Origin of the sequence: Phytohabitans rumicis (assembly GCF_011764445.1) — a bacterium.
In the GTDB taxonomy this organism is placed as follows: domain Bacteria; phylum Actinomycetota; class Actinomycetes; order Mycobacteriales; family Micromonosporaceae; genus Phytohabitans; species Phytohabitans rumicis.
In genome coordinates, this window is the sequence record NZ_BLPG01000001.1 from 3764015 (window position 1) to 3783121 (window position 19107).

Annotated in this window: 18 protein-coding genes and 2 pseudogenes; 4 read left to right on the forward strand and 16 right to left on the reverse strand. The window is 72.3% G+C overall.

Translation table 11 applies throughout. The features are described from left to right. Nucleotides 1–11 precede the first annotated feature (11 nt). The 4 genes from Prum_RS16635 to Prum_RS16650 are packed head-to-tail and all read right to left on the reverse strand — an operon-like array spanning nucleotide 12 to nucleotide 4117. A complete protein-coding gene (locus tag Prum_RS16635; RefSeq protein ID WP_173077384.1) occupies nucleotides 12–1523 on the reverse strand; it encodes a fused MFS/spermidine synthase in 1512 nt (503 codons plus the stop codon). A 14-nt stretch (nucleotides 1524–1537) separates the two neighbouring features. Further along, nucleotides 1538–2569, reverse strand: a complete 1032-nt coding sequence (locus tag Prum_RS16640; RefSeq protein WP_173077385.1) for a coiled-coil domain-containing protein — start codon at nucleotides 2567–2569, stop codon at nucleotides 1538–1540. 44 nt (nucleotides 2570–2613) lie between these two features. Then, nucleotides 2614–3387 (reverse strand): SDR family NAD(P)-dependent oxidoreductase, encoded by a 774-nt coding sequence (locus Prum_RS16645; RefSeq protein WP_173077386.1) that lies wholly within the window; start codon nucleotides 3385–3387, stop codon nucleotides 2614–2616. A 1-nt stretch (nucleotide 3388) separates the two neighbouring features. Then, nucleotides 3389–4117, reverse strand: coding sequence for an SDR family oxidoreductase (locus Prum_RS16650; RefSeq protein WP_173077387.1), 729 nt, complete (start codon nucleotides 4115–4117; stop codon nucleotides 3389–3391). Nucleotides 4118–4208: 91 nt separating this feature from the next. Here Prum_RS16650 and Prum_RS16655 point away from each other — a divergent pair, with 91 nt between their 5' ends. Next, complete coding sequence (locus tag Prum_RS16655) at nucleotides 4209–5072, forward strand: helix-turn-helix transcriptional regulator (protein WP_246277930.1); 864 nt, start codon at nucleotides 4209–4211, stop codon at nucleotides 5070–5072. Here the strand turns inward: Prum_RS16655 and Prum_RS16660 are convergent. From Prum_RS16660 to Prum_RS55060, 5 genes and pseudogenes are all read right to left on the reverse strand, one after another. Continuing rightward, nucleotides 5052–5866: pseudogene (locus Prum_RS16660) on the reverse strand (inositol monophosphatase family protein). The gene Prum_RS16655 and the pseudogene Prum_RS16660 overlap by 21 nt on opposite strands. Next, a complete protein-coding gene (locus Prum_RS16665) occupies nucleotides 5859–6293 on the reverse strand; it encodes a response regulator (RefSeq protein ID WP_173077389.1) in 435 nt (144 codons plus the stop codon). Before Prum_RS16665 ends, Prum_RS16660 begins: the two are co-directional and overlap by 8 nt. Next, nucleotides 6290–7870, reverse strand: coding sequence for a sensor histidine kinase (locus tag Prum_RS16670; protein WP_173077390.1), 1581 nt, complete (start codon nucleotides 7868–7870; stop codon nucleotides 6290–6292). Before Prum_RS16670 ends, Prum_RS16665 begins: the two co-directional genes overlap by 4 nt. After that, complete coding sequence (locus Prum_RS16675; protein ID WP_173077391.1) at nucleotides 7867–9081, reverse strand: PP2C family protein-serine/threonine phosphatase; 1215 nt, start codon at nucleotides 9079–9081, stop codon at nucleotides 7867–7869. Before Prum_RS16675 ends, Prum_RS16670 begins: the two co-directional genes overlap by 4 nt. A 105-nt stretch (nucleotides 9082–9186) precedes the next feature. Further along, nucleotides 9187–9624 carry a hypothetical protein gene (locus tag Prum_RS55060; protein WP_371871422.1) on the reverse strand — a complete coding sequence of 146 codons (438 nt, stop codon included), beginning with the start codon at nucleotides 9622–9624 and terminating at the stop codon, nucleotides 9187–9189. Between Prum_RS55060 and Prum_RS16680 the strand changes: the two are divergent. Continuing rightward, nucleotides 9568–11552: pseudogene (locus Prum_RS16680) on the forward strand (M28 family peptidase). The gene Prum_RS55060 and the pseudogene Prum_RS16680 sit on opposite strands and share 57 nt — an antisense overlap. Nucleotides 11553–11611: 59 nt before the next feature. Here Prum_RS16680 and Prum_RS16685 read toward each other — a convergent pair. The 3 genes from Prum_RS16685 to Prum_RS16695 form a co-directional block, all read right to left on the reverse strand. Then, nucleotides 11612–13834, reverse strand: a complete 2223-nt coding sequence (locus Prum_RS16685; protein WP_218577262.1) for a glycoside hydrolase family 9 protein — start codon at nucleotides 13832–13834, stop codon at nucleotides 11612–11614. 112 nt (nucleotides 13835–13946) lie between these two features. After that, nucleotides 13947–14201 (reverse strand): Smr/MutS family protein, encoded by a 255-nt coding sequence (locus tag Prum_RS16690; protein WP_173077392.1) that lies wholly within the window; start codon nucleotides 14199–14201, stop codon nucleotides 13947–13949. A gap of 5 nt (nucleotides 14202–14206) precedes the next feature. After that, entirely contained in the window at nucleotides 14207–14890 is a 684-nt protein-coding gene (locus tag Prum_RS16695) for an ArsR/SmtB family transcription factor (protein WP_371871237.1), read from the reverse strand. A gap of 88 nt (nucleotides 14891–14978) precedes the next feature. Here Prum_RS16695 and Prum_RS16700 point away from each other — a divergent pair, with 88 nt between their 5' ends. Continuing rightward, nucleotides 14979–15575, forward strand: a complete 597-nt coding sequence (locus tag Prum_RS16700) for a DedA family protein (protein WP_173083810.1) — start codon at nucleotides 14979–14981, stop codon at nucleotides 15573–15575. On the opposite strand, the gene Prum_RS16705 is transcribed toward Prum_RS16700, so the two are convergent. The 4 genes from Prum_RS16705 to Prum_RS53840 are packed head-to-tail and all read right to left on the reverse strand — an operon-like array spanning nucleotide 15565 to nucleotide 18137. Further along, nucleotides 15565–15741: a hypothetical protein gene (locus Prum_RS16705; protein WP_173077394.1), complete on the reverse strand. Its 177-nt coding sequence runs from the start codon at nucleotides 15739–15741 to the stop codon at nucleotides 15565–15567. The genes Prum_RS16700 and Prum_RS16705 overlap by 11 nt on opposite strands. Nucleotides 15742–15744: 3 nt before the next feature. Next, nucleotides 15745–16638 carry a GlxA family transcriptional regulator gene (locus Prum_RS16710; protein ID WP_173077395.1) on the reverse strand — a complete coding sequence of 298 codons (894 nt, stop codon included), beginning with the start codon at nucleotides 16636–16638 and terminating at the stop codon, nucleotides 15745–15747. Further along, on the reverse strand, nucleotides 16635–17219 hold the full coding sequence (locus Prum_RS16715; protein ID WP_173077396.1) for an isochorismatase family protein: 585 nt from the start codon (nucleotides 17217–17219) through the stop codon (nucleotides 16635–16637). The genes Prum_RS16710 and Prum_RS16715 overlap by 4 nt, the downstream gene beginning before the upstream one ends. 42 nt (nucleotides 17220–17261) lie before the next feature. Continuing rightward, on the reverse strand, nucleotides 17262–18137 hold the full coding sequence (locus Prum_RS53840) for a LysR family transcriptional regulator (protein WP_281368926.1): 876 nt from the start codon (nucleotides 18135–18137) through the stop codon (nucleotides 17262–17264). A 75-nt stretch (nucleotides 18138–18212) separates the two neighbouring features. On the opposite strand from Prum_RS53840, the gene Prum_RS16725 reads away from it, so the two are divergent. Continuing rightward, a complete protein-coding gene (locus tag Prum_RS16725) occupies nucleotides 18213–19064 on the forward strand; it encodes a CTP synthase C-terminal region-related (seleno)protein (protein WP_173077398.1) in 852 nt (283 codons plus the stop codon). The last annotated feature ends 43 nt before the right edge of the window (nucleotides 19065–19107 follow it).

A 19107-nucleotide genomic window follows, 5' to 3' on the forward strand; every position in this document is an offset into this window, starting at 1 on the left:
TTCCTTGCATCTCATGGGCCGACTAGGAGCTGGTCCACGGGGGCGTAGTCGTCGGTCAGGACCTTGGCGTGCCGGACGAACTCGTCCAGCTCGGCCCCGTACAGCAGCGTGACCGGGTCCTCGGCGGTGCTCGTCAGCCGGCTGCGCAGCGCGTCGAGCGGCAGCGGCGACTCGGAGGCGACGATGACGAAGTTGGCGCCCCGCTCGCCGGCCAGGGCCTCCGGCGGGCCGACCAGCGCCACGTGCGGGAAGACGTCGGCGACCGTCGCCATCTCCGCGCGGATGAACCGCAGCGGCGGGTAGTCGATCACGTTCTGCGTGTAGATCCCGGTGGGCCGCAGCGCCCGGCGCACCTCGGCGGCCATCTCCCGGGTGGCGAGGTGCCACGGCACCACCAGGTGGCCGAACGCGTCGCCGACCACCAGGTCGACGCTGTCCGCGGGCCGTTCGCCGAGCAGGATGCGCGCGTCGCCGGTCACCGCACGCAGCTCGGGGCCGGTGCGCAGGCCCAGCTCGCGGCGGGCCAGGTCGACGAGGTCGCCGTCGATCTCGTACACCTCGCTGTCGGTGCCGGGCCGGGTCGCGGCCAGGTAGCGCGGCATCGTGAAGCCGCCGCCGCCCAGGTGCACCGCGTCCAGCCGCTGCCCGGCCGGGGCCATCACGTCGGCCACCGCCCCCATCCACTGGGTGTACGCGAACTCCAGGTGCCGCGGGTCGGCCAGGTCGACGTACGAGTGGCGGGCCGAATTGAGCATCAGCACGCGCCCGTCCGGCCGGGCCGGGTCGGGGACCACGGCCGCGCAGTGGTACGCCGTCTCGATGTCACACGGGTTGGGCGCCACGGTGGACAGTCCGGCCCCGGCGAGCCCGAGCACGGCCAGCACCGCCCGGGTACGCGCCGGCCCCGGCACCGGATCGCGGCGGCGCAGGTAGAGGCCCAGCCCGATGCCGCCCACGCCGAGCAGCACGGCGAGGCTCACCATGATGACGCTGGTCGGCAGCGCCGCCACCAGCACGAAGCCGGTCACCAGCGTGGCAGTGATGCCGCCGAGCGTGCCGATGCTGGACAGCCGCCCGACCACCTGGCCGGTCCGGCGCAGGTCGCCGAGCTGGAGCTTGACCACCAACGGGGTGACCGCCGACAGCAGGGCGGCCGGCACGAAGACGGCCAGCGCGGTGAGCAGGATGATGCCGGTGTCCGCGCCGCCGCGCAGCCCTTCGCCGGCGTACCGCACGACCGGCAGGGTCACCGCGGTGGCGATGCCGGCCAGCACCAGCGCCGGGGCGAGCAGGCGCCGCGGGTCGTACCGGTCGGCGAAGAAGCCGCCCAGCCACGCGCCGTACGCGATCGCGCCGAGCGCCACACCGATCACCGCGCTGGTGACCTGGAGCGTCACGCCGACGTACGGCCCGACGAGGCGCAGCGCGACCGTCTCCAGCACCAGCACGGCGCCGCTGGCGGAGAAGACGAGCGCGGCGGCTAGCTTGCTGGGTAGCGGCTTGGTCGCCGGCAGCGGGTCCATGCCGCAGAGGGTAGTCAGAGCATGGACAGGTGCACGTGGTTGGTATGCGTGGCCGCCGGGCCGCCGCTCCCGCTGTACGACTCCCACCCGGTGCCGGGCATCCAGATCTCCCGATACCAGATCACGTACATGACGCCGAGGCGGCTGGCGTTCTTGACGAAGAACGCGGCCAGCCGGTCGCCGTACTCCTTGTCGTCGCCGGTGGCGTTGACGTTCTCGAAGCCGCCCGTGGCCGCGGCGAAGTCACAGGCGCGGCCCTTCGGGTGCTCACCGCCGCCGCCGCTGCGGTGGCACGAGGCGTACCGCTTGAAGTTGTTGGCCCGGGCCTGGTTGAACGCGTGCAGCGTGCGCGCGGTGATGCAGCCGCTGGTGGTGGGGTCGTCGACGATGCACTTCTCGGTCGGCCAGCTGCCGTCGGAGTTGCGTGGCGCCGGCTTGGCCAGCGCCGAGTTGGCGTCGACGAAGCCGCCGGCCGCGTTGCCGTTCGCCGCGCCGAGCGCGCGCTCCGCGTCCTGCTTCTTCTTCGCCATGATGGCGACCTGCTTTGCCTGCTCGCGCACCTCGTTGTCGATGGCCGCCTTGGTCCGGGTCACCGCCTCGCGGGCCTCGGTGAGCCGGCGCATCGCGGTGCCGTCGCGCTGGGCGAGCACGTCGAGGGCGGAGGCCCGCTCCATGAAGTCGTCCGGGGACGCGCTGTTGAGCAGCATGGCGACCGGCGTGAGCCGGCCGATCCGGTACGACTGGGCGGCGAGCGCGGCCACCTGGTTGCTCACCACGGCCAGCTCGTCCTCGACCCGCCGCAGCTCCAGGCTGAGCTCCAGCTGCCGCTTCTTGGAGTTGTCGAGCTTGGCCTTGGCCTCGACGTGGCCCTTGGCGGCGGCCTCCAGGGCGGCGCGCAGCGTCTTCGTGCCACCCTCGTCGTCGGTGTTGGGCGCCGCGAGCGCCGGACCGCCGAGCGCGACGGTGACGGCGGCGACGAGCGCCACGGCTAGGGGACGGAGCACGGTGCGACAGCCTACCGGACGCAAGAGTCCCTCAAGTCCCATCAGCCTCAGATTTAAGGCCAGCTTGCATTACCACATCGGGCCACTCAGGTCACGGAGAACCCGCCGTCGACAAAGAGTGTCTGCCCCGTCACGTAGCCGCTCGACGGGCTCGCCAGGAACACCGCCGCCCCGGCGAAGTCGGCCAGCTCGCCGTTGCGCCCGACCATCGTCCGCGCGGCCGCCGTCGCGACCCGGGCCGGGTCGGCGAAGAACTCCGCGGTCAGCGGCGTACGCACGATGCCCGGGGCGATCGCGTTGCAGGTCACGCCGTGCCTGGACCACGCCTCGGCCTGCGAGCGGGTCAGCCCGGTCAGCCCCGCCTTGGCGGCCCCGTACGCCCCGCTGTTGCCGTACGCCCGCACCGACTGCTGGGAGGCGATGTTGATGATCCGGCCCCAGCCCCGGGCCGCCATCCCGGGGGCGAACCGCTGCCCGAGCAGGAACGGCGCGTCCAGGTTGGCGGAGATCGTCGCGTCCCAGTCGCCCTCGGTCAGCGCGTCCATCGGCGGGCGCAGGTTGATCGCGGCCGAGTTGACCAGGATGTCCGGCTCGCCGTACGGCCGGGTGGCCGACTCGGCAGCCGCCCGCAGCGCGGCGCGGTCGGCGAGGTCGGCGGATACGACCGCCGCCTCCACCCCCGCGGCGGTCAGCTCGGCGACGGCCGCCACCAGCGGCGCCTCCCGGCGCGCCACCAGCACCACGCGGGCGCCGGCCCGGCCCAGCGCCGTCGCGATGGCCAGGCCGATCCCCGAGCTGCCACCCGTCACCAACGCCACGCGCCCCGTCAGCGAGAAGAGATCTTCGAGGTACGTAGACACGTCACCAGGGTTTCACGCCGTCCTCGTCGAAGAAGCCTGCCGTCGGGCCGTCCGCCGGCAGGGTGGCCAACCGGATCGCGGCGATCGCGCCCTGCGCCGGGGTACGCGGGCCGGCATGCCCGTTCAGGTCGGTCGCGCAGTAACCCGGATCGGCCGCGTTCACCTTGATCGGCGTGTCCCGCAGCTCGTTGGCGTACGACACGGTGATCGCGTTCAGCGCGCTCTTCGAGGAGTTGTACGCCAGCAGCGGGTACATCGCGTGGAAGCTGCCCACCTCGGTGGTCAGCGTCAGCGACCCCAGCTCGCTGGAGAGGTTGACGATCCGGGCGGCCGGCGCCTTGCGCAGCAGCGGAAGCGTGGCGTTGGTCACCCGGACGACGCCGTAGACGTTCGTGTCGTACACCCGCTGCAGCGCCTCCACCGGCACCTGGCTGGGCAGTTGGCCGCGCTCGACGATGACGCCGGCGTTGTTGACCAGGATGTCCAGCCGGCCGTACTCCCGCTCGATCCGGGCCGCGGCGGCGCTCACCGACACCGGGTCCGTGACGTCCAGCTCCAGCGGCACCGCGGTGATCCCGTCCGCGGCCAGCTTCTCCGCGGCGGCCGCGCCGCGCTCCGGGTCGCGCGCACCCACCAGCACGGTGGCGCCCGTCTCCCCCAGGCCACGCGCGATCTCGTACCCGATGCCCTTGTTGGCCCCCGTCACGAGGGCGACCTTCGTTTCGCTCATGTGATGGAGCCTGCGGCGGAATCGCCGCGGTGAGGAGAGACCGGCTTAACCACGGACTGGCGGTCCCTGGTTGCCGTCGAGGACCGCGGCGATGATGGACGGCATGGACCGCCGCCAGCTCGCCGACTTCCTGCGCGACCGCCGTTCCCGGGTGCGGCCCGAGGATGTCGGGCTGGCCGCCGGCACCCGCCGCCGCACGCCCGGCCTGCGGCGCGAGGAGGTCGCCCGGCTCGCGGGCATCTCGGTCGACTACTACGCCCGGCTGGAGCAGGCGCGCGGGCCGCGCCCGTCGCGCCAGGTGCTGTCGGCGCTGGCCCGGGCCCTGCGGCTGTACGACGCCGAGCGCGCCCACCTGTACCACCTGGTCGGCGAGGTGCCCGCCCATCCCGCCGGCCCGAGCCACGACGTGCCCGCCACGGTGCTGCACCTGCTCGACCGGCTGGACGACACGCCCGCCTTCGTGATCGACGTCACGTACGAGCTGCTGGCCTGGAACCCGATGGCCGCCGCACTGCTGGGCGACCCGACCACGTGGCCGCCCGGCCGGCGCAACATGATCTGGAACATGTTCGGCACCGAGGTGTCGACCGTCGCGCTGGCCGACCCGCACACGTCCGCGTTCGCCGACGAGTGCGTGGCCGAGCTGCGCGCCGCCGCGGCCCAGTACCCGGAGGACGCGCGGATCCAGGAGCTCATCGCCCGGCTGCGCGCGGCCAGCCCGGAGTTCGTCCGGCGCTGGGACCGGATGCGGGTGTGCACCCGCAAGGGCTCGGTCATCAAGCACATCAACCACCCGGTGGTGGGTGAGCTGACGCTGGAGTGCGAGTCGCTGGAGATCGCCGGCCACGGCCAGCGCCTGATCATCTACAGCGCCGCCCCGGGCAGCCGCTCGGCCGAAGGGCTGAAGCTGCTAGAGGTAATCGGCACTCAATGGTCAGCGGACGCCGTCAGGTAGGAGGGCGTCGTGCACCTGCACCCAGATCGCGTCGTTGGCGGCCACCAGCAGCCCGCGGCGGTCGTCGGTCGGGTCGTACGCGCCGCCGTCCAGCCGCCGGGCCACCCCGCCGGTCTCCTGGGCGAGCAGTACGCCCGGGACGTGGTCCCACGGCAGGGTGCGCCAGAAGAGCACGAAGTGCTGCCGGCCGGTGACCAGGTCGACGTACTCCTTGCCGGCGCAGTGCTGACCGGGCAGCACTTCCGAAAGCGTCGGCGTGCCCCGGCGTACGGCGGCCCGCAGCGGCGGCGGCAGGAAGCGGGTCATCGCCGCTCCGCGCAGCTCGTCGGTGCCCAGCCCGTTGCCGGGAAAGGCGGCCCGCACCCCGTCGACGTACGCCCCGGAGCCGGCCTCGGCGACCGCGATGCTGTCGGTGAGCGGGTCCAGGATCCAGGCGGCCACCGGCGCGCCGTCGCGGATCAGCGCGGCCATCACCGCGAACGGCCCCTTACCCGCGGCGAAGTTGCCGGTGCCGTCGATCGGATCCACGATCCACACCGGCCCGGCGTCGTGCAGCCGACCGAGGATGCTCGGGTCGGCGGCGACGCCCTCCTCGCCCACGACCACCGAGTCCGGCAGCAGCGCGCGCAGGCCCGCCGCGATGACCTCCTCGGCCCGGCGGTCGGCGACCGTAACCAGCTCCCCGGGGCCTTCTCTTCGACCTCGTCCTCGGCCAGATGCTGAAACGACGGCAGCACGACAGTGGCGGCTGCCTCGCGGAGGAGCTGCCCCACCGATTCGATCAGGTCAGCCACGAGGCGGCAGCTTCACCACGCTGACGAAGAACTCGTCTATCTGCCGGACCACCGCGATGAACCGGTCGAAGTCGACCGGCTTGGTCACGTACGCGTTGGCGTGCAGCTGGTAGCTGCGCAGGATGTCCTCATCGGCCTGGGATGTGGTGAGCACCACGACCGGGATCGTCCCGAGCCGGTCGTCTTCCTTGATCTCGGCGAGCACCTCGCGCCCGTCCCGCCGCGGCAGGTTGAGGTCGAGCAGGATCAGGTCGGGCGTGACCGCGTCCGCGTACCGGCCCTCGCGGCGCAGGTAGGCCAGCGCCTCGTCGCCGTCGGGCACGACGGTGAGCCGGTTGTGCAGCTTGTGCTCCTCGAACGCCTCCTGCGTCATGAGCACGTCGCCGGGATCGTCTTCGACCAGCAACACCTCAATAGGGCTGGTCATGACGCGGTCACCTCGTCCTGTCGGTCCGGCTCGGCCACCAAGGCAGCGGCCACCGGAAGCGTAAACCGGATCGTCGTGCCTTCGCTGACGTCCGGATCCACCCAGATCCGACCGCCATGGTATTCGACGATCTTCTTCGCGATCGCGAGGCCGATCCCGGTACCCGGGTAGGCGTCCTTCGCGTGCAGCCGCTGGAAGATCACGAAGATCTTGTCGGAGAACTCCGCCTCGACTCCAATGCCGTTGTCCACGCAGCTGATTTCCCACTCGTCGCCGTCTTTACGCGCCGAGATGCTCACCCGCGGCGGCCGCTTGGGGTGACGGAACTTCAGCGAGTTGCCCACCAGGTTGGCCAGCAGGGTGGTGAGCAGCGCCTCCTCGCCCAGCACGGTGGGCAGGCCGGTCCAGGTCACCTCGCCCGAGGCGTACCGGCGGGCGGCGTCGGTCTGGCCGGCCACGTCGGTCATCACGGCGTCCAGGTCGACGTCGACGAAGCCGCTGGTCGCCCGGCCGATCCGGGAGAACGCCAGCAGGTCGTTGATCAGCCGCTGCATCCGCTGGGCCCCATCGACCGCGAACGCGATGTACTGGTCCGCGCGCTCGTCCAGCTGGCCGGCGTACCGGCGCTGCAGGAGCTGGCAGAAGCTGGCCACCTTGCGCAGCGGCTCCTGCAGGTCGTGCGAGGCCACGTACGCGAACTGCTCCAGGTCACGGTTGGACCGCATCAGCTCCTCGGTCTGCGCCTGGAGCTGGTTGTTGACCCACTCGACGCGTTCCCGGGCGGCGCGCACCTCGGCCAGGTCGGCGGCGATCTGCCGGCGCATGGCGTCCACGTCCCGGGCCAAGGCGGCCAGCTCGGGCGGCCCGCCGCTGTCGATGTCGTGCTCGTACTCGCCGCGGGAGACCAGGCGGACCTGCTCCGCCAGGGTGGTGACCGGACCGATCACCAACCGGCGCAGCGACACCAGCAGCGCGATCCCGCCGAGCACGACGATGACGGTGGCCGCGATGAGCAGCGCCACAAGCACGTTGCTGCTGGTCCGGGCCTGGTCGGCGGCCTCCTGCCGGAACACCTGGATCTCGTCCTGCAACGCCCCGACGGCCTGCCGCACCGCGTCGAACCGCTGCCGGGAGACCGCGTTGATCAGCCCCTGCCCGGCGGTCGTGCCGTCGGAACGCACCGTGGCGATCACCGGCTCGGCCACGTCGCGCCGCCAGCTCGCGGCCAGCTCCGAGACCGCACGCAGCTTCGTCTGGAGGCCGGATTCCTCGCCCGCCAGCACGGACATGTGGTTGAGCAACTCCTGCTCGGCCTCCACCCCGACGGTGTACGGCGTCAGCTCGGCCGGGTCGCCGGTGACCGCGAAACCGCGTACGGCGGTCTCCTGGTCGACCAGCCGGGTGAGGAGCTGCTCGGAGTCGGCCCGCAGCGGGGTGGCCTGGTTGGCGAGCGTGTCGAGCTGGGAGCGGGTGGCCGCCCCCGTACCCGCCGCGACCACGGCCAGCAGGCCCAGCAGCCCGCCGATCACCACACAGAGCGCGGTGACCCGCTTGCGCAACGTCCAGGGCCCCTTCACCGGCCATCACCCTTCGTGACCAGCAGCATCGCGACGTCGTCGGCCAGCGGTCCCCCGTTCGCCTCTTCGGCGCGGCCGACCAGCCACTGCGGCAGCGACGGCAGCGGGGCGTCCCGCGCCTGCGGCTCCTCCAGCAGCGCGCACAGCCCGGGTACGTCGAGCCGCTCGGTGCCGCGGCCTACCTTTCCCTCGATGAGCCCGTCCGTGTACATCAACAGCGACCAGTCCCCGCCCTCGAACTTCAGGTCGAACGCCCGCGGTGGCCGCGGCCGCACGCCGAGCAGCCGCCCGTTCGGAGCGGGCACGGGCGCGACCTTACCGCCGCAGAGGAGCAGCGGGGGCGGGTGCCCAGCCAGCCGCACGGTGGCCCGGTTGGCGCCCAGGTCGAGGGTCACCGCCGCCACCGTCGCGAAGATCTCGCGAGCCCGCCGCTCGCTCATCAGCACCTGTTCCAGCGCCGGCAGTACGGCCTCGTCGGGCACCCCGGCCAGGATCAGCGCCCGCCAGGCCACGCGCAGTTCGACGCCCAGCGCCGCCTCGTCGGCCCCGTGCCCGCAGACGTCGCCGACGATCAGGTGCAGCCGGTGATCGCTCTGCACCACGTCGTAGAAGTCGCCACCGATCACGGCCGCGTGCCGGCCCGGCCGGTAGAACGGGTGCATCCGCACCTCGTCGGTGGTCATCAGCGGCTGTGGCAGCAGGCCGCGCTCCAGCCGGGCCGACTCGGCCTGGCGCAGCTCCACCTCACGCAGCCGCCGGGCGTTGTCGTCGGCGCGCTTGCGCTCGACCGCATAGCGCAGCGCGCGGGTCAGCAGCACCCCGTCGACCTGACCCTTGAGCAGGTAGTCCTGGGCGCCCTCGGCGACCGCGCCGACGCCCAGCGGCTCGTCCTGGCGCCCGGTGAGCACGCACACCGCGGCCGGCCCGGCCATCGCGAGCACCTGCCGCAGCCCGTCCAGTCCCTGCGCGTCGGGCAGCCCGAGGTCGAGCAGGACGCAGTCGACGCCGGTCATCCGTTGCCGCGCCTCGGTCAGGCTCGCCGCGACCACCAGGTCGACCCGGGCGTCCGCCTCGGCCAGCAGCTCACCGACCAGGAACGCGTCCGCCTCGTCGTCTTCCACCAGCAGGACGCGCAGGCGTTCGCCGTGGGGCATCCCGGCGCCCGGGTTGACCCCGCCGTACGGGTAGGCGCGCGGCGGCACGACGCTCATCGCCACACCCCGGAGGGGCGCGGTGCGGGTGGACAGGCGAGAGCCATGCGCACACGCTAGGGCACAAGGTGACCCACCCGCGAGACGTACCCCGGCAGCATGATGTCAGCCATGACCGTACCCCTGGAGCAACCGGCGGACCGGGCGCTGGCGCGGCCTGCTCGCCGCGGGTGGGCTGCCGCCGCCGCGCTGGCGGCGCTCGTCGCCGTCGGCGCCGCCGTGCTGCTCGATCTGCGCCCACCGGCGCCGCGCGGCGCGGACGCGCCGGCCGGGTCGTTCAGCGCGACGCGCGCCTACGCGCACGTCCAGGCCCTGGGCGCGCAGCCGCACGTCGCCGGCAGTGCGGCCAACGACCGCAACCGAGAGCACATCCTGAGTACGCTCCGGGGCCTCGGCCTGGAAACGTCGGTGCAGGACACGGTCGGGGCGGAGGCCGGTCAGCTGTCCGGCGGCGAGGCCGGTGCGACATTTGCCCGGGTACGCAACGTGCTGGCCCGCCTGCCCGGAACGGCCTCGACCGGCCGGGTCTTCCTTGTCGCGCACTACGACTCGGTCCAGGTGGGCCCCGGCGGCAACGACGACGGCGCCGGCGTCGCCGCGATCCTGGAGGTCGCGCGGGCGTTGACCAGCGGCCCCGCCCCCGCAACGACGTGGTGCTCGTGCTCACCGACGCCGAAGAGGCGTGCCTGTGCGGCGCGTCCGCGTTCGCCGCGTCGCACCCGCTCGCCGGCGACGGCGGCGTGGTGCTCAACCTGGAGGCGCGGGGCAGCTCGGGGCCGGTCATCATGTTCGAGACGTCGCGCCGCAACGCCGACCTGGTGGCCGCGTTCGCCCGGGCGGCGCCGCATCCGGTGGGCACGTCGTTCGCCGTCGAGGTGTACCGCCTGCTGCCCAACGACACCGACTTCACCGCGTTCCTCGACAAGGGTTTCACCGGCCTCAACGCCGCGTACGTCGACGGCGCCGCCGTCTACCACACGCCGCTGGACACCCCGGCCAGCATGAACCGGGCCAGCCTGCAGCAGCACGGAGACAACGCGCTGGGGCTGGCGCGCGAGTTCGGCGGCCTCGATCTGACCACTGTGGACGCCGGTGGCGACGCGACGTACTTCCCGGTGCCGGGCGGCCTGGTCCGCTACCCGGGCTGGCTGACATGGCCGCTGGCGGTGCTCGCGTTGGCCGCGGTCGGCGCGCTCGCCTGGCTGACCCGGCGCCACGGGCGTACGACGTGGCCGCGCGTCGCCGGCGGATTCGGGCTGGCGCTCGTGCCGATCCTGGTCGCCCCGGTGCTCGCCCAACTGCTGTGGGCCGGGCTGGTCACGCTGCGGCCCGGCTACGCCGTGCTCGACGACCCCTACCGTCCACTGTGGTTCCGGCTCGCGGTCCTGTCGCTCGCCGCCGCGGTCCTGTTCGGCTGGTACGCCCTGACGCGCCGCCGCCTCGGCCCGGCCGCGCTGGCGATCGGCGGGCTCGGCTGGCTGGCCGTGCTCGGGCTGGCGCTGGCCGCCGCGGCGCCCGGCGGGTCTTACCTCGCGGCGGTGCCGGCGCTCGCGGGTGCGCTCTTCGGGCTGCTGGCCCTTCGCTTCGGGCTGCTCGCGCTGTGGTTCGGGGCGGCGGTGAGCGTGGTCATCCTGGTGCCCACGGTGGCGCTGCTCTTCCCCGCGCTGGGCATGGCGATGGGCGGGGTGGCCGCGTTCTTCGCCGTGCTGCTCGGGCTCGCCGCGCTGCCCGTACTCGACCTGCTCTTCGCCGAGGCCGGCGGGCAGCGGGCGATGGTCGCGATGCTGGCCCGGCGGCGGGCGGCGTACCCGGCGCTGGCCGGCGGCCTGGCGGCGGTGGCGCTGACCGGCGTGGGCCTGGCGGTGGACGGCTTCGACGCGACGCATCCGTCCCCCACCCAGCTCATGTACGCCCTGGACGCCGGCACCGGGCAGGCACGGTGGCTCAGTGAGGAGAGCACCCGCCAGGAGTGGACCTCGTCGTACGTCTCGTCCACCCGCTCCGTCCTGGAGGACTTCCCGGGTCTCGGGCCGGACCCGTTCCTGACCGGCCCGGCAGAGGCGGCGTCCCTGCCGGCGCCCACAGTGGACGTTTTGTCGGACTCCACTGTGGGCGATAAACGGGTACTCCGCTTGCGGTTGCGGCCACAGCGCCCGGTGCGGCTCGTGTCGCTACACGTGGACGCGGCGACCGCGACCGTCGAGTCGGCCCGGGTGGCCGGTCAGCCAGCGCCGGTGGGCCGGGAGGGCGAGCGCTGGTCGTTCGGCACGGTCTTCCACGCCCCACCCCCTTCCGGCGTGGAGGTGGAACTGGTCCTCCGCCCGTCGGGCGGTCCCGTTTCGCTGCGCGTGATGGACGGCAGCGACGGCCTGGCCGGCGTACCCGGCTTCCGGCCACGCCCACCTCCGGTGGGCGTGGCCGGAAGCCACACGAGCGAGCTGCTGGCTGTCGCCCGCACCCTCACCGTGTGAGGTGCAAGGAAGGGCCCCCTGTTAGCGCTTTTTGCATAGCAGGGGCCCTTCCTAACTCCTCAGGCTCGTTCGGCCACCCACTCCGCTATCCAGGAGAGGGGGGCGTTCCAGTTGATGGTGAGCTCGTTGGTGGACCAGGACTCGATGTCGTCGAGGTAGCAGAACTGCGGAGCGCACCCGCGCAGCTTCTGCTGGGCGACCGGGTCCTGGATCGACGAGTTCGGGCCACCGGCGAGCGTGCCGGCCGGCGGGTTGGGCAGGTCGGCGTTGAGCTGGTGGGCGTACCAGCGGCTGTGCTGGTTCTTCGACGCGACCTCGCCGTAGCCGGTCACGTAGGACTGGTTGAGCGCGTTGCGGCCGAAGATGTAGTCCATCCCCTCCAGCACGCCGTCCCGGTACTTGTCCTTGCCAGTCAGGTCGTACGCCGTCGCGACCACCACCAGGTTGTTGATGACCAGGTTGTTGGAGCCCCAGTCGTACACGTTGTCGCTCGGCGCGTACGGGACGCCGTACGGGTGGGCGTCGAGGGTCGCCAGGTACTTGTCGGCGCCCGCGACGACCGACTTACGCACCCGGTGCCGGTCCGGCAGGTTGTTGGGCAGCATGGCCAGGTCGAGCCGGCCCAGCTGGGCGGTGCTGGCCCAGTCGAAGCCGCGCTCGCGCCAGATGTCGGCCGTGTGGTGCGGCGAGGCGAGCACGAAGTCCTTGAACTCCTTGCCACCCGTGGTGATGTACAGCTCGGCGGCCGCCCAGTAGAACTCGTCGCTGACGTCGGCGTCGCTGTACGTGCCGCCACCGTTGCCGTCGGCCGGGTCGGCGAGACGGTCCGGGTTCGCCTTCGCGGCGGCCCAGGCGGCCTTGGCGGCGGCCAGGTTGCTCTTCGCGAACGCCTTGTCGTACGGCCAGAAGACGCGGGCCGCCTGCGCCGCCGTGGCGGCCAGGTTGAGCGTCGCCGCCGTCGACACCGGGTGCAGCTCGCGCTTCTTGTCGTCGACGTGCGGAAGCAGCGGCAGGCCGGTCCACGACTCGTCGTGGACCTTGTGGTGCGCCATGCCCGCGAACGGCTTGCCGGCCGGCACCTGCATGCTCAGCAGGAACTCCTGCTCCCAGCGCGCCTCGTCGAGGATGTCCGGCACCCGGTTGCCGCTCTCCGGCAGGGCCAGCGTGCCGTCCCGCAGCTTCCACGGCTGCTCGGACCGCTCGTACTCGCTCATCAGCTGGTAGACCGAGATGCCGCCGTTCACGACGTACTTGCCGTGGTCGCCGGCGTCGTACCAGCCGCCGGAGACGTCCAGGGTGTAGTCACACACTCCCGGCTGGCACGGCACGTTGGTGTCGCCCTGGTTGGGCGCGACGCCGACGTGGCCGGCCGGACGGCCGTACCCCGGCCGGAGGCTGTCCTGGATCTCGATGCCGCTGCGCTGGGTGTAGTACATCTTGAGCGCGTCGATGCGCAGGCGCTGCCAGAAGGCCGCGTCGATGTCGAACGGCCGGCTCGTCTCCCCGTCGGCGACGAGCGTGTAGCCCGTACCCGGCTTGGTGTAGCGGCTGAAGTCGACGCTGTGCACGTTCTGGCCGGAGGAGGCGTCGACGCCGCGCGGCGCGGTCTGGCCGGATGCGACCACCCTGCCGGCGGCGTTCTTGAGCTGCCACGGAAGGGCGGCGGTGGCCTCGGTGACGATGGTCGCGTTCTTCGGGCCCTTGGGCAGGTAGCCCACCTGGTTGACCCGGACGCGCGGACCGGTGTCCGGCACGTACGGCTCGGCGACCGCGCCGCCGGTCAGCGAGACGTTGTCGAGGCAGAAGCGCCACGGATCCACGCTGCCGCCGATCTGGAACGCGACCTGCGCGTTGGGCAGGTCGGCGGAGGCGGTGAAGGTGTACGTGTAGTCGTTGCCGGAGACGCTCAGCTCGGGGTTGGCCGAGAAGAACTGCGTCCACGGGTCGACGGGAAGCTGGATCAGCGCCTTGCCCACCTTGGCCGGGGTGGCGGTGGCGAAGAACTTGTAGGCGTACGTCTCGCCGTTGACCAGCGGGATGTTGTCCAGCCCGATGATCACGTCCCACGGGTTGACGGTGCCGCCGGGGATGTCGGCGCAAAGCTGGCCGCTGCTGGAGTCGAGGGTGATGTTGCCGGTGCCCCACCAGGGGGCATGGCCGTTGTCGAACGTGCCGTTGACGATCTGCTCGGGCCCCTCCGCGTACGCGGTGGAGGCGGTCAGACCGGTGGCGAGCAACGAGGCCGCTGCGGCTATCGCGAGCCGCCCAAGTGGTCTGGTCACAGTGTTCCTTCCGATGGATGGGTCATCGGCTTATGGGAGCGCTCCCAATGTTGTCAACGTGTTTCGCGCATGTCAATGGACCGATTCCCCGACCCCATCGATCAAGAAGAAGTTATTTCCAGCGGAAGTGGACGAACACGCGACCGAAGTTATTCGAGTCCTTCTCGACCCGGTGATACAGGGCCTTGATCTCTTTCTGGTCCAGAAAGCGCAGGACGCGCTTCTTGAGCTGGCCGGAACCCTTGCCCGGAATGATCTCCACGAGGGTTGCCTTCTTCGCGACCGCATCGTCGATGATCCCGCGCAACGCACGATCGATGTCGTGGCCGCGGTTGAAGATGTCGTGCAGGTCCAGCTTCAGCTTCATCGCAGCTAATCGTAGATGCCCAGCTCGTCGCGCAGGGCCTCCTCGCCCGCCGGCGTGACGCGCACCGCTCGCTGGCTGCCGATGCGTACCAGCCAGCCCTGCTCGTGCAGCCGCCGGCACAGGGCCGCCCCGGCCGCGCCGGCGAGGTGCGGGCGGCGTTCGGTCCAGTCGAGGCAGGCGCGTACGAGCGGCCGCCGCCCGGCGTTGGGCAGGACCACGCCGAGCGACGACAACCACGCCAGCCCACTGTCGGTCAGCGCGAAGCCGCTGCCGGTCACCAGGTACCCGCGCGTCACCATCGCGTCGGTGATCCGTACGCCGAGCTGCCCGGCCAGGTGGTCGTAGCAGGTGCGGGCGCGGGCCATCGCCTCGGTCGCGGTGGCGGCGCGCAGCGACCGTACGGGTGGCGGCGGCCCCGCGTACCCGGCCATGTCCTCGATGAGCTCGGCCACCCGCGGCGTGGCCAGGCGGACGTAGCGGTGCCGGCCCTGGTGTTCCTCCGCGAGCAGGCCGGCGGCGACGAGCTTGCTGAGGTGCTCGCTGGCGGTGGACACGGCGACGCCCGCGTGCCGGGCCAGCTCGCTGGCGGTCCACGCCCGGCCGTCCAGCAGGGCCAGGCAGAAGCGCGCCCGGGTGCCGTCGGCCAGCAGCCCGGCGAGCCTGGCCAGGGGAGGTGTCATAGCTCTCATCATCCGGGCGGACGCTTCGGCGGCACCCGAAGCGTGACGACAGCCGCCTCTCAGTAACCACACAGGCAAGGTTCCTAGCGTGGCGGACATGTGGGCCACCGACCTTATGGACACCCTGGGTGCCCCGGGAGCCGGCCTGGCGGTCGCCCTGGAAAACCTGTTCCCGCCGCTACCCAGCGAGGTGATCTTGCCACTGGCCGGCTTCACGGCCAGCCAGGGTGAGATGAGCCTCTTCGCCGCGATCTTCTGGACCACGCTCGGCTCGGTCGCCGGCGCGGCCGCCCTGTACTACGTCGGCGCGCTGCTGGGGCGCGACCGCACCCGCGCGATAGCGGCCCGCCTCCCGCTGGTGAAGCTGTCCGACGTCGACCGGACCGAGGCGTGGTTTGCCCGGCATGGCACCAAAGCCGTGTTCTTCGGGCGGATGATCCCTATCTTCCGGAGCCTGATCTCGGTCCCGGCGGGCATCGAACGGATGCCGCTGCCGACGTTCCTGTCGCTGACCGCGGTGGGCAGCCTGATCTGGAACACCGTGTTCATCCTCGCCGGATACTTCCTCGGCGAGAACTGGGAGCGCGTCGAGGCGTACGCGGGCGTCCTGCAGAAGGTGGTCATCGTCGCCGTCGTGCTCGCCGTCGGCTACTTCGTCGCGACCCGCCTGCGCCGCAGGGTCCTCAGCCGGTAGCTCCGTCCCAGCTGCGGCGGTCGACGACGGAGTCCGGCCAGTCCTGGCGCGGCTCGGTCTCGGTTAGCTCCACCATCTCGCTCGGCAGCACGCGTTTCGGCAGCTCCCCGAACCGAACATGGCGCAGGAAGGCAGCCTCTTCGTCGGTGAAGTTCTCCTCAGCCATAGCTCATTGTCGCGCTCTGAGCCGCCGAAGCATACGGGCATCCTGGAACCCGACGGCCCGCGCCGCCGCGTCCACCGTGGAGCCGTGCCCGATCAGGTGCTCGGCCCGCTCGGCCCGCAGCAACTGCTGATAGCGCAGCGGCGTCGTGCCGGTCGCCCGGCCGAACAGCCGCGTCAGGGTGCGCTCGCTGACCCCGGACGCGGCGGCCAGATCGGCCAGCGACAGCCGGTCGGCGAACCGCGCGTCGATCACGTCCTGCACCCGGTGCACGACGTCGCTGAGGTGGGCCCGGTGCCGCAGCATCGCGCTCGCCTGCTGCTCGTCACCGTTGCGCCGGGCGTACACGACCATCTCCCGCGCGACCCGGGCGGCCACCGCCGGCCCGTGCCGCACGGCGACGAGGTGCAGCGCGAGGTCGATGCCGCTGGCGATGCCCGCCGACGTCACCACCCGGTCGTCGACGACGTAGAGCACGTCGCGTACCACGATCGCCTTCGGGTAGCGGCGGGCCAGGTGCTCCTGCAGCTCGTGGTGCGTCGTGCAGCGCCGCCCGTCGAGCAGTCCGGCCCGGCCGAGGGCGTCCGCGCCCGCACAGACGCTGGCCACCACGCCCCCGGCCGCGCGGTGGTCGACCAGCCGGCGCAGCGTCGACGGGTCGAGCCGGCCGGTGCCCACCAGCCGCGGCGACCGCCAGCCGGGCACGATGACCAGGTCGTCCGGCCCGAGCGCGGGCCATGTGGTGGTGGCCCGCAACGGCACACCCTGCGCGGTCGGGATCTCCTCCTGCTCGGCGACGTAGTGCAGCTCGTAGCCCTCGACCGTGGCGAACCCCTGGGCCGGCCCGGCGAGGTCGAGCAGGTGCACGTCCGGCACCAGCAGGAAGACGACCCGGGTCACGATCCGGTCAGCTCCGCCACGGTGCGAACGGTGGCGAACCGGCCCGCCAGCGCGTACGCCGTCCGGCTCACGATGTCATCCGTCGAGAGGGTCCGCGGATCGGCCAGGATCTCGGCGACCGTGCGGTCGGCGGGCGCGTCCCAGTGCGGGATCGGCGTGGTCGCCGTCGCGTCGATCGCGAACGTCACCTCGTACCCCAGATCGGACGCCACCCGCGTGGTGGTCTCGCAGCACTGCTCGGTCTTGATGCCGCACACGGTCAGCTCACCCACCCCGCGGGTCGTCAGCACCTGCTGGAGGTTCGTGGTGGTGAACGCGTTGATGGAGGTCTTCGTGATGACCGGCTCACCCTCGTCGGGCTTGAGGCCGTCCATCAGCCGGACGTAACCGCTGGCCGGGTCGAAGACGGTGGCCGTGCCCGGCTCGGCGTGCAGGACCCACACGACGAGGCCGCCCGCCGCCCGCTCGGCGGCCACCAGCCGGTCCACCCGGTCCACGATGTCCGGGTGGTTGGCCGCCTGCCAGATCGGTCGCCGCGGAAACGACTCCTGCACGTCGATGACGATGAGTGCGCTCTTCATACCTCGATCCTGGCGGCCTTTCGTCCGAGCCAGAAGACACCATCATGCCCCGGAGCGGACCGATCTGGTCAGCGCTTCCGCCGGCCCGGCCAGGTGTCCGTGCAGCAGCTCGATCCGGTGCACCAGCCGCGGCTCGACGATCGGCACCGCGCGGACACCGGGGTGCGTCCGCATCGGCAAGATCGCAAGCCCGTGCCCGGCCGCGACCAGCGTGAGGAGGCTCGCGACATCGGTGCCCTCGTACCGGAACGCGGCGCGCACGCCGTCCACCCCGGCCGCCGCCCGCAGGTCGGCCAGCGGCGCCCCCACGTCCGGCGCGTCGATCCAGCGCGCCTCGACCAGGTCACCCAGCCGCAGGCCGGACCGCGCGGCCAGCGGATGATCCGCCGGCAGGAACACGCCACACGGCTCCTCCGCCACCCGTACCGTGGTCAACGCCCCGGCGTCCGGCAGCCGCAGCGGATCGGTGGGCGCGGCCACGCCGTCGACCAGGCCGAGGTCGAGCTCGCCCGCCGCGACACCGGTGACGACCGCCGCACGGCCAGCCACGCGCAGCGTCACGTCGAGGCCGGGCATCGACCGCCGGAGCCGGGCCACGGCCAGACTCATCGGGTACGCCAGGGCCAGTGGCGTGGCACCGAATATGAGCCGCCCGGCGGCCTCCGCGGCGGTGCGCCGGACGTCCGCCCGCGCCGCGTCCAGCCGCAGCAGGATCGGGCCGGCATGATCGAGCAGGCGCACGCCCGCCTCCGTGGGCACCACCGGCCGGCGGTGCAGCAGCGTCGCGCCCAGGTCCTCTTCGAGCGCGGCGACGTGCTGCGAGACCGCCGACTGCGTGTAGCCGAGCTGACGGGCCGCGCCCGAGAAGGAGCCGCAGCCGGCAACGGTCACGAACGTACGCAGGAGGTGCGGATCCACTCCATCAGTATCGCTAATAGGAGAGCCATGAATCATCGTTGGCGCTGAACTACGTTCTCGGGTCTGATGGTTGTCATGAACCGTCTCGCCCTGGTCGGAGACCGCTCCCCCGCCGTCCGCTCCCACGTACGCATCCCGCACCACCTCGACGCGCTCCGCCAGCGCGACCGGATCGACCTCGACGCGTACTGGATCCCCACCGAAGACATCACCTCCGCCGACGCCCTGGACGGCTTCGACGGCATCTGGCTGCTGCCCGGCAGCCCGTACCGCAACGAGGACGGCGCCATCACCGCCGTACGGGCCGCCCGCGAGCGGGGCATCCCGTTCCTCGGCACCTGCGCCGGCTTCCAGCACGCCCTCATCGAGTACGCCCGCAACGTCTGCGGCCTGACCGGCGCCCAGCACGGCGAAACCGCCCCGGACGGCGACGACCTGCTGATCGTGCCGCTCGCCTGCTCCCTGGTCGGCCACGAGGCGGCCGTGCTGATCGAGCCCGGCTCCCTCGCCGAACGCCTGCTCGGTACCAACCGCACCATCGAGCGCTACCTCTGCGCGTACGGCCTGGACCCGCGCTACCTCGACGTCCTACGCGCCGGCGGCGTGCACTTCACCGGCTATGGCGAAGAAGGCGAACCCCGCATCGCCGAACTCCCCGACCACCCGTTCTTCCTGGCCACCCTCTTCCAGCCCGAACTAGCCCCAGACCTGCACCCGCTGATCCGCGCCTTCGCCACCGCAGTCACCACCTCTTCATCCCCCACCACCACCGCCCCCGCCGCTCTCCCCACCGCCGCCCCCGCAGCCTCTCTCGCGGCCATCCCCGCGACTCTCCCCGCGACTCTCCCCGCGGCTCTCCCGGCCGCCGTCCCCGCGACTCTCCCCGCGGCCGTCCCCGCCGATCAAGGACAAAGGGTCGTGCTTTGATCTCCGATCCACGGCCCTTTGCCCTTGATCGGCGGAGAAATCC

Excerpts from the sequence above, each read along its gene's own strand:
- Prum_RS16725 (WP_173077398.1), top strand. The coding sequence starts at position 18,213 with ATGAACCGTCTCGCCCTGGTCGGAGACCGCTCCCCCGCCGTCCGCTCC.
- Prum_RS16655 (WP_246277930.1), top strand. The coding sequence starts at position 4,209 with ATGATGGACGGCATGGACCGCCGCCAGCTCGCCGACTTCCTGCGCGAC.
- Prum_RS16665 (WP_173077389.1), bottom strand. The coding sequence starts at position 6,293 with ATGACCAGCCCTATTGAGGTGTTGCTGGTCGAAGACGATCCCGGCGAC.
- Prum_RS16635 (WP_173077384.1), bottom strand. The coding sequence starts at position 1,523 with ATGGACCCGCTGCCGGCGACCAAGCCGCTACCCAGCAAGCTAGCCGCC.
- Prum_RS16640 (WP_173077385.1), bottom strand. The coding sequence starts at position 2,569 with ATGGGACTTGAGGGACTCTTGCGTCCGGTAGGCTGTCGCACCGTGCTC.
- Prum_RS16715 (WP_173077396.1), bottom strand. The coding sequence starts at position 17,219 with ATGAAGAGCGCACTCATCGTCATCGACGTGCAGGAGTCGTTTCCGCGG.
- Prum_RS16700 (WP_173083810.1), top strand. The coding sequence starts at position 14,979 with ATGTGGGCCACCGACCTTATGGACACCCTGGGTGCCCCGGGAGCCGGC.
- Prum_RS16675 (WP_173077391.1), bottom strand. The coding sequence starts at position 9,081 with ATGAGCGTCGTGCCGCCGCGCGCCTACCCGTACGGCGGGGTCAACCCG.
- Prum_RS16705 (WP_173077394.1), bottom strand. The coding sequence starts at position 15,741 with ATGGCTGAGGAGAACTTCACCGACGAAGAGGCTGCCTTCCTGCGCCAT.
- Prum_RS16650 (WP_173077387.1), bottom strand. The coding sequence starts at position 4,117 with ATGAGCGAAACGAAGGTCGCCCTCGTGACGGGGGCCAACAAGGGCATC.
- Prum_RS16690 (WP_173077392.1), bottom strand. The coding sequence starts at position 14,201 with ATGAAGCTGAAGCTGGACCTGCACGACATCTTCAACCGCGGCCACGAC.
- Prum_RS16695 (WP_371871237.1), bottom strand. The coding sequence starts at position 14,890 with ATGAGAGCTATGACACCTCCCCTGGCCAGGCTCGCCGGGCTGCTGGCC.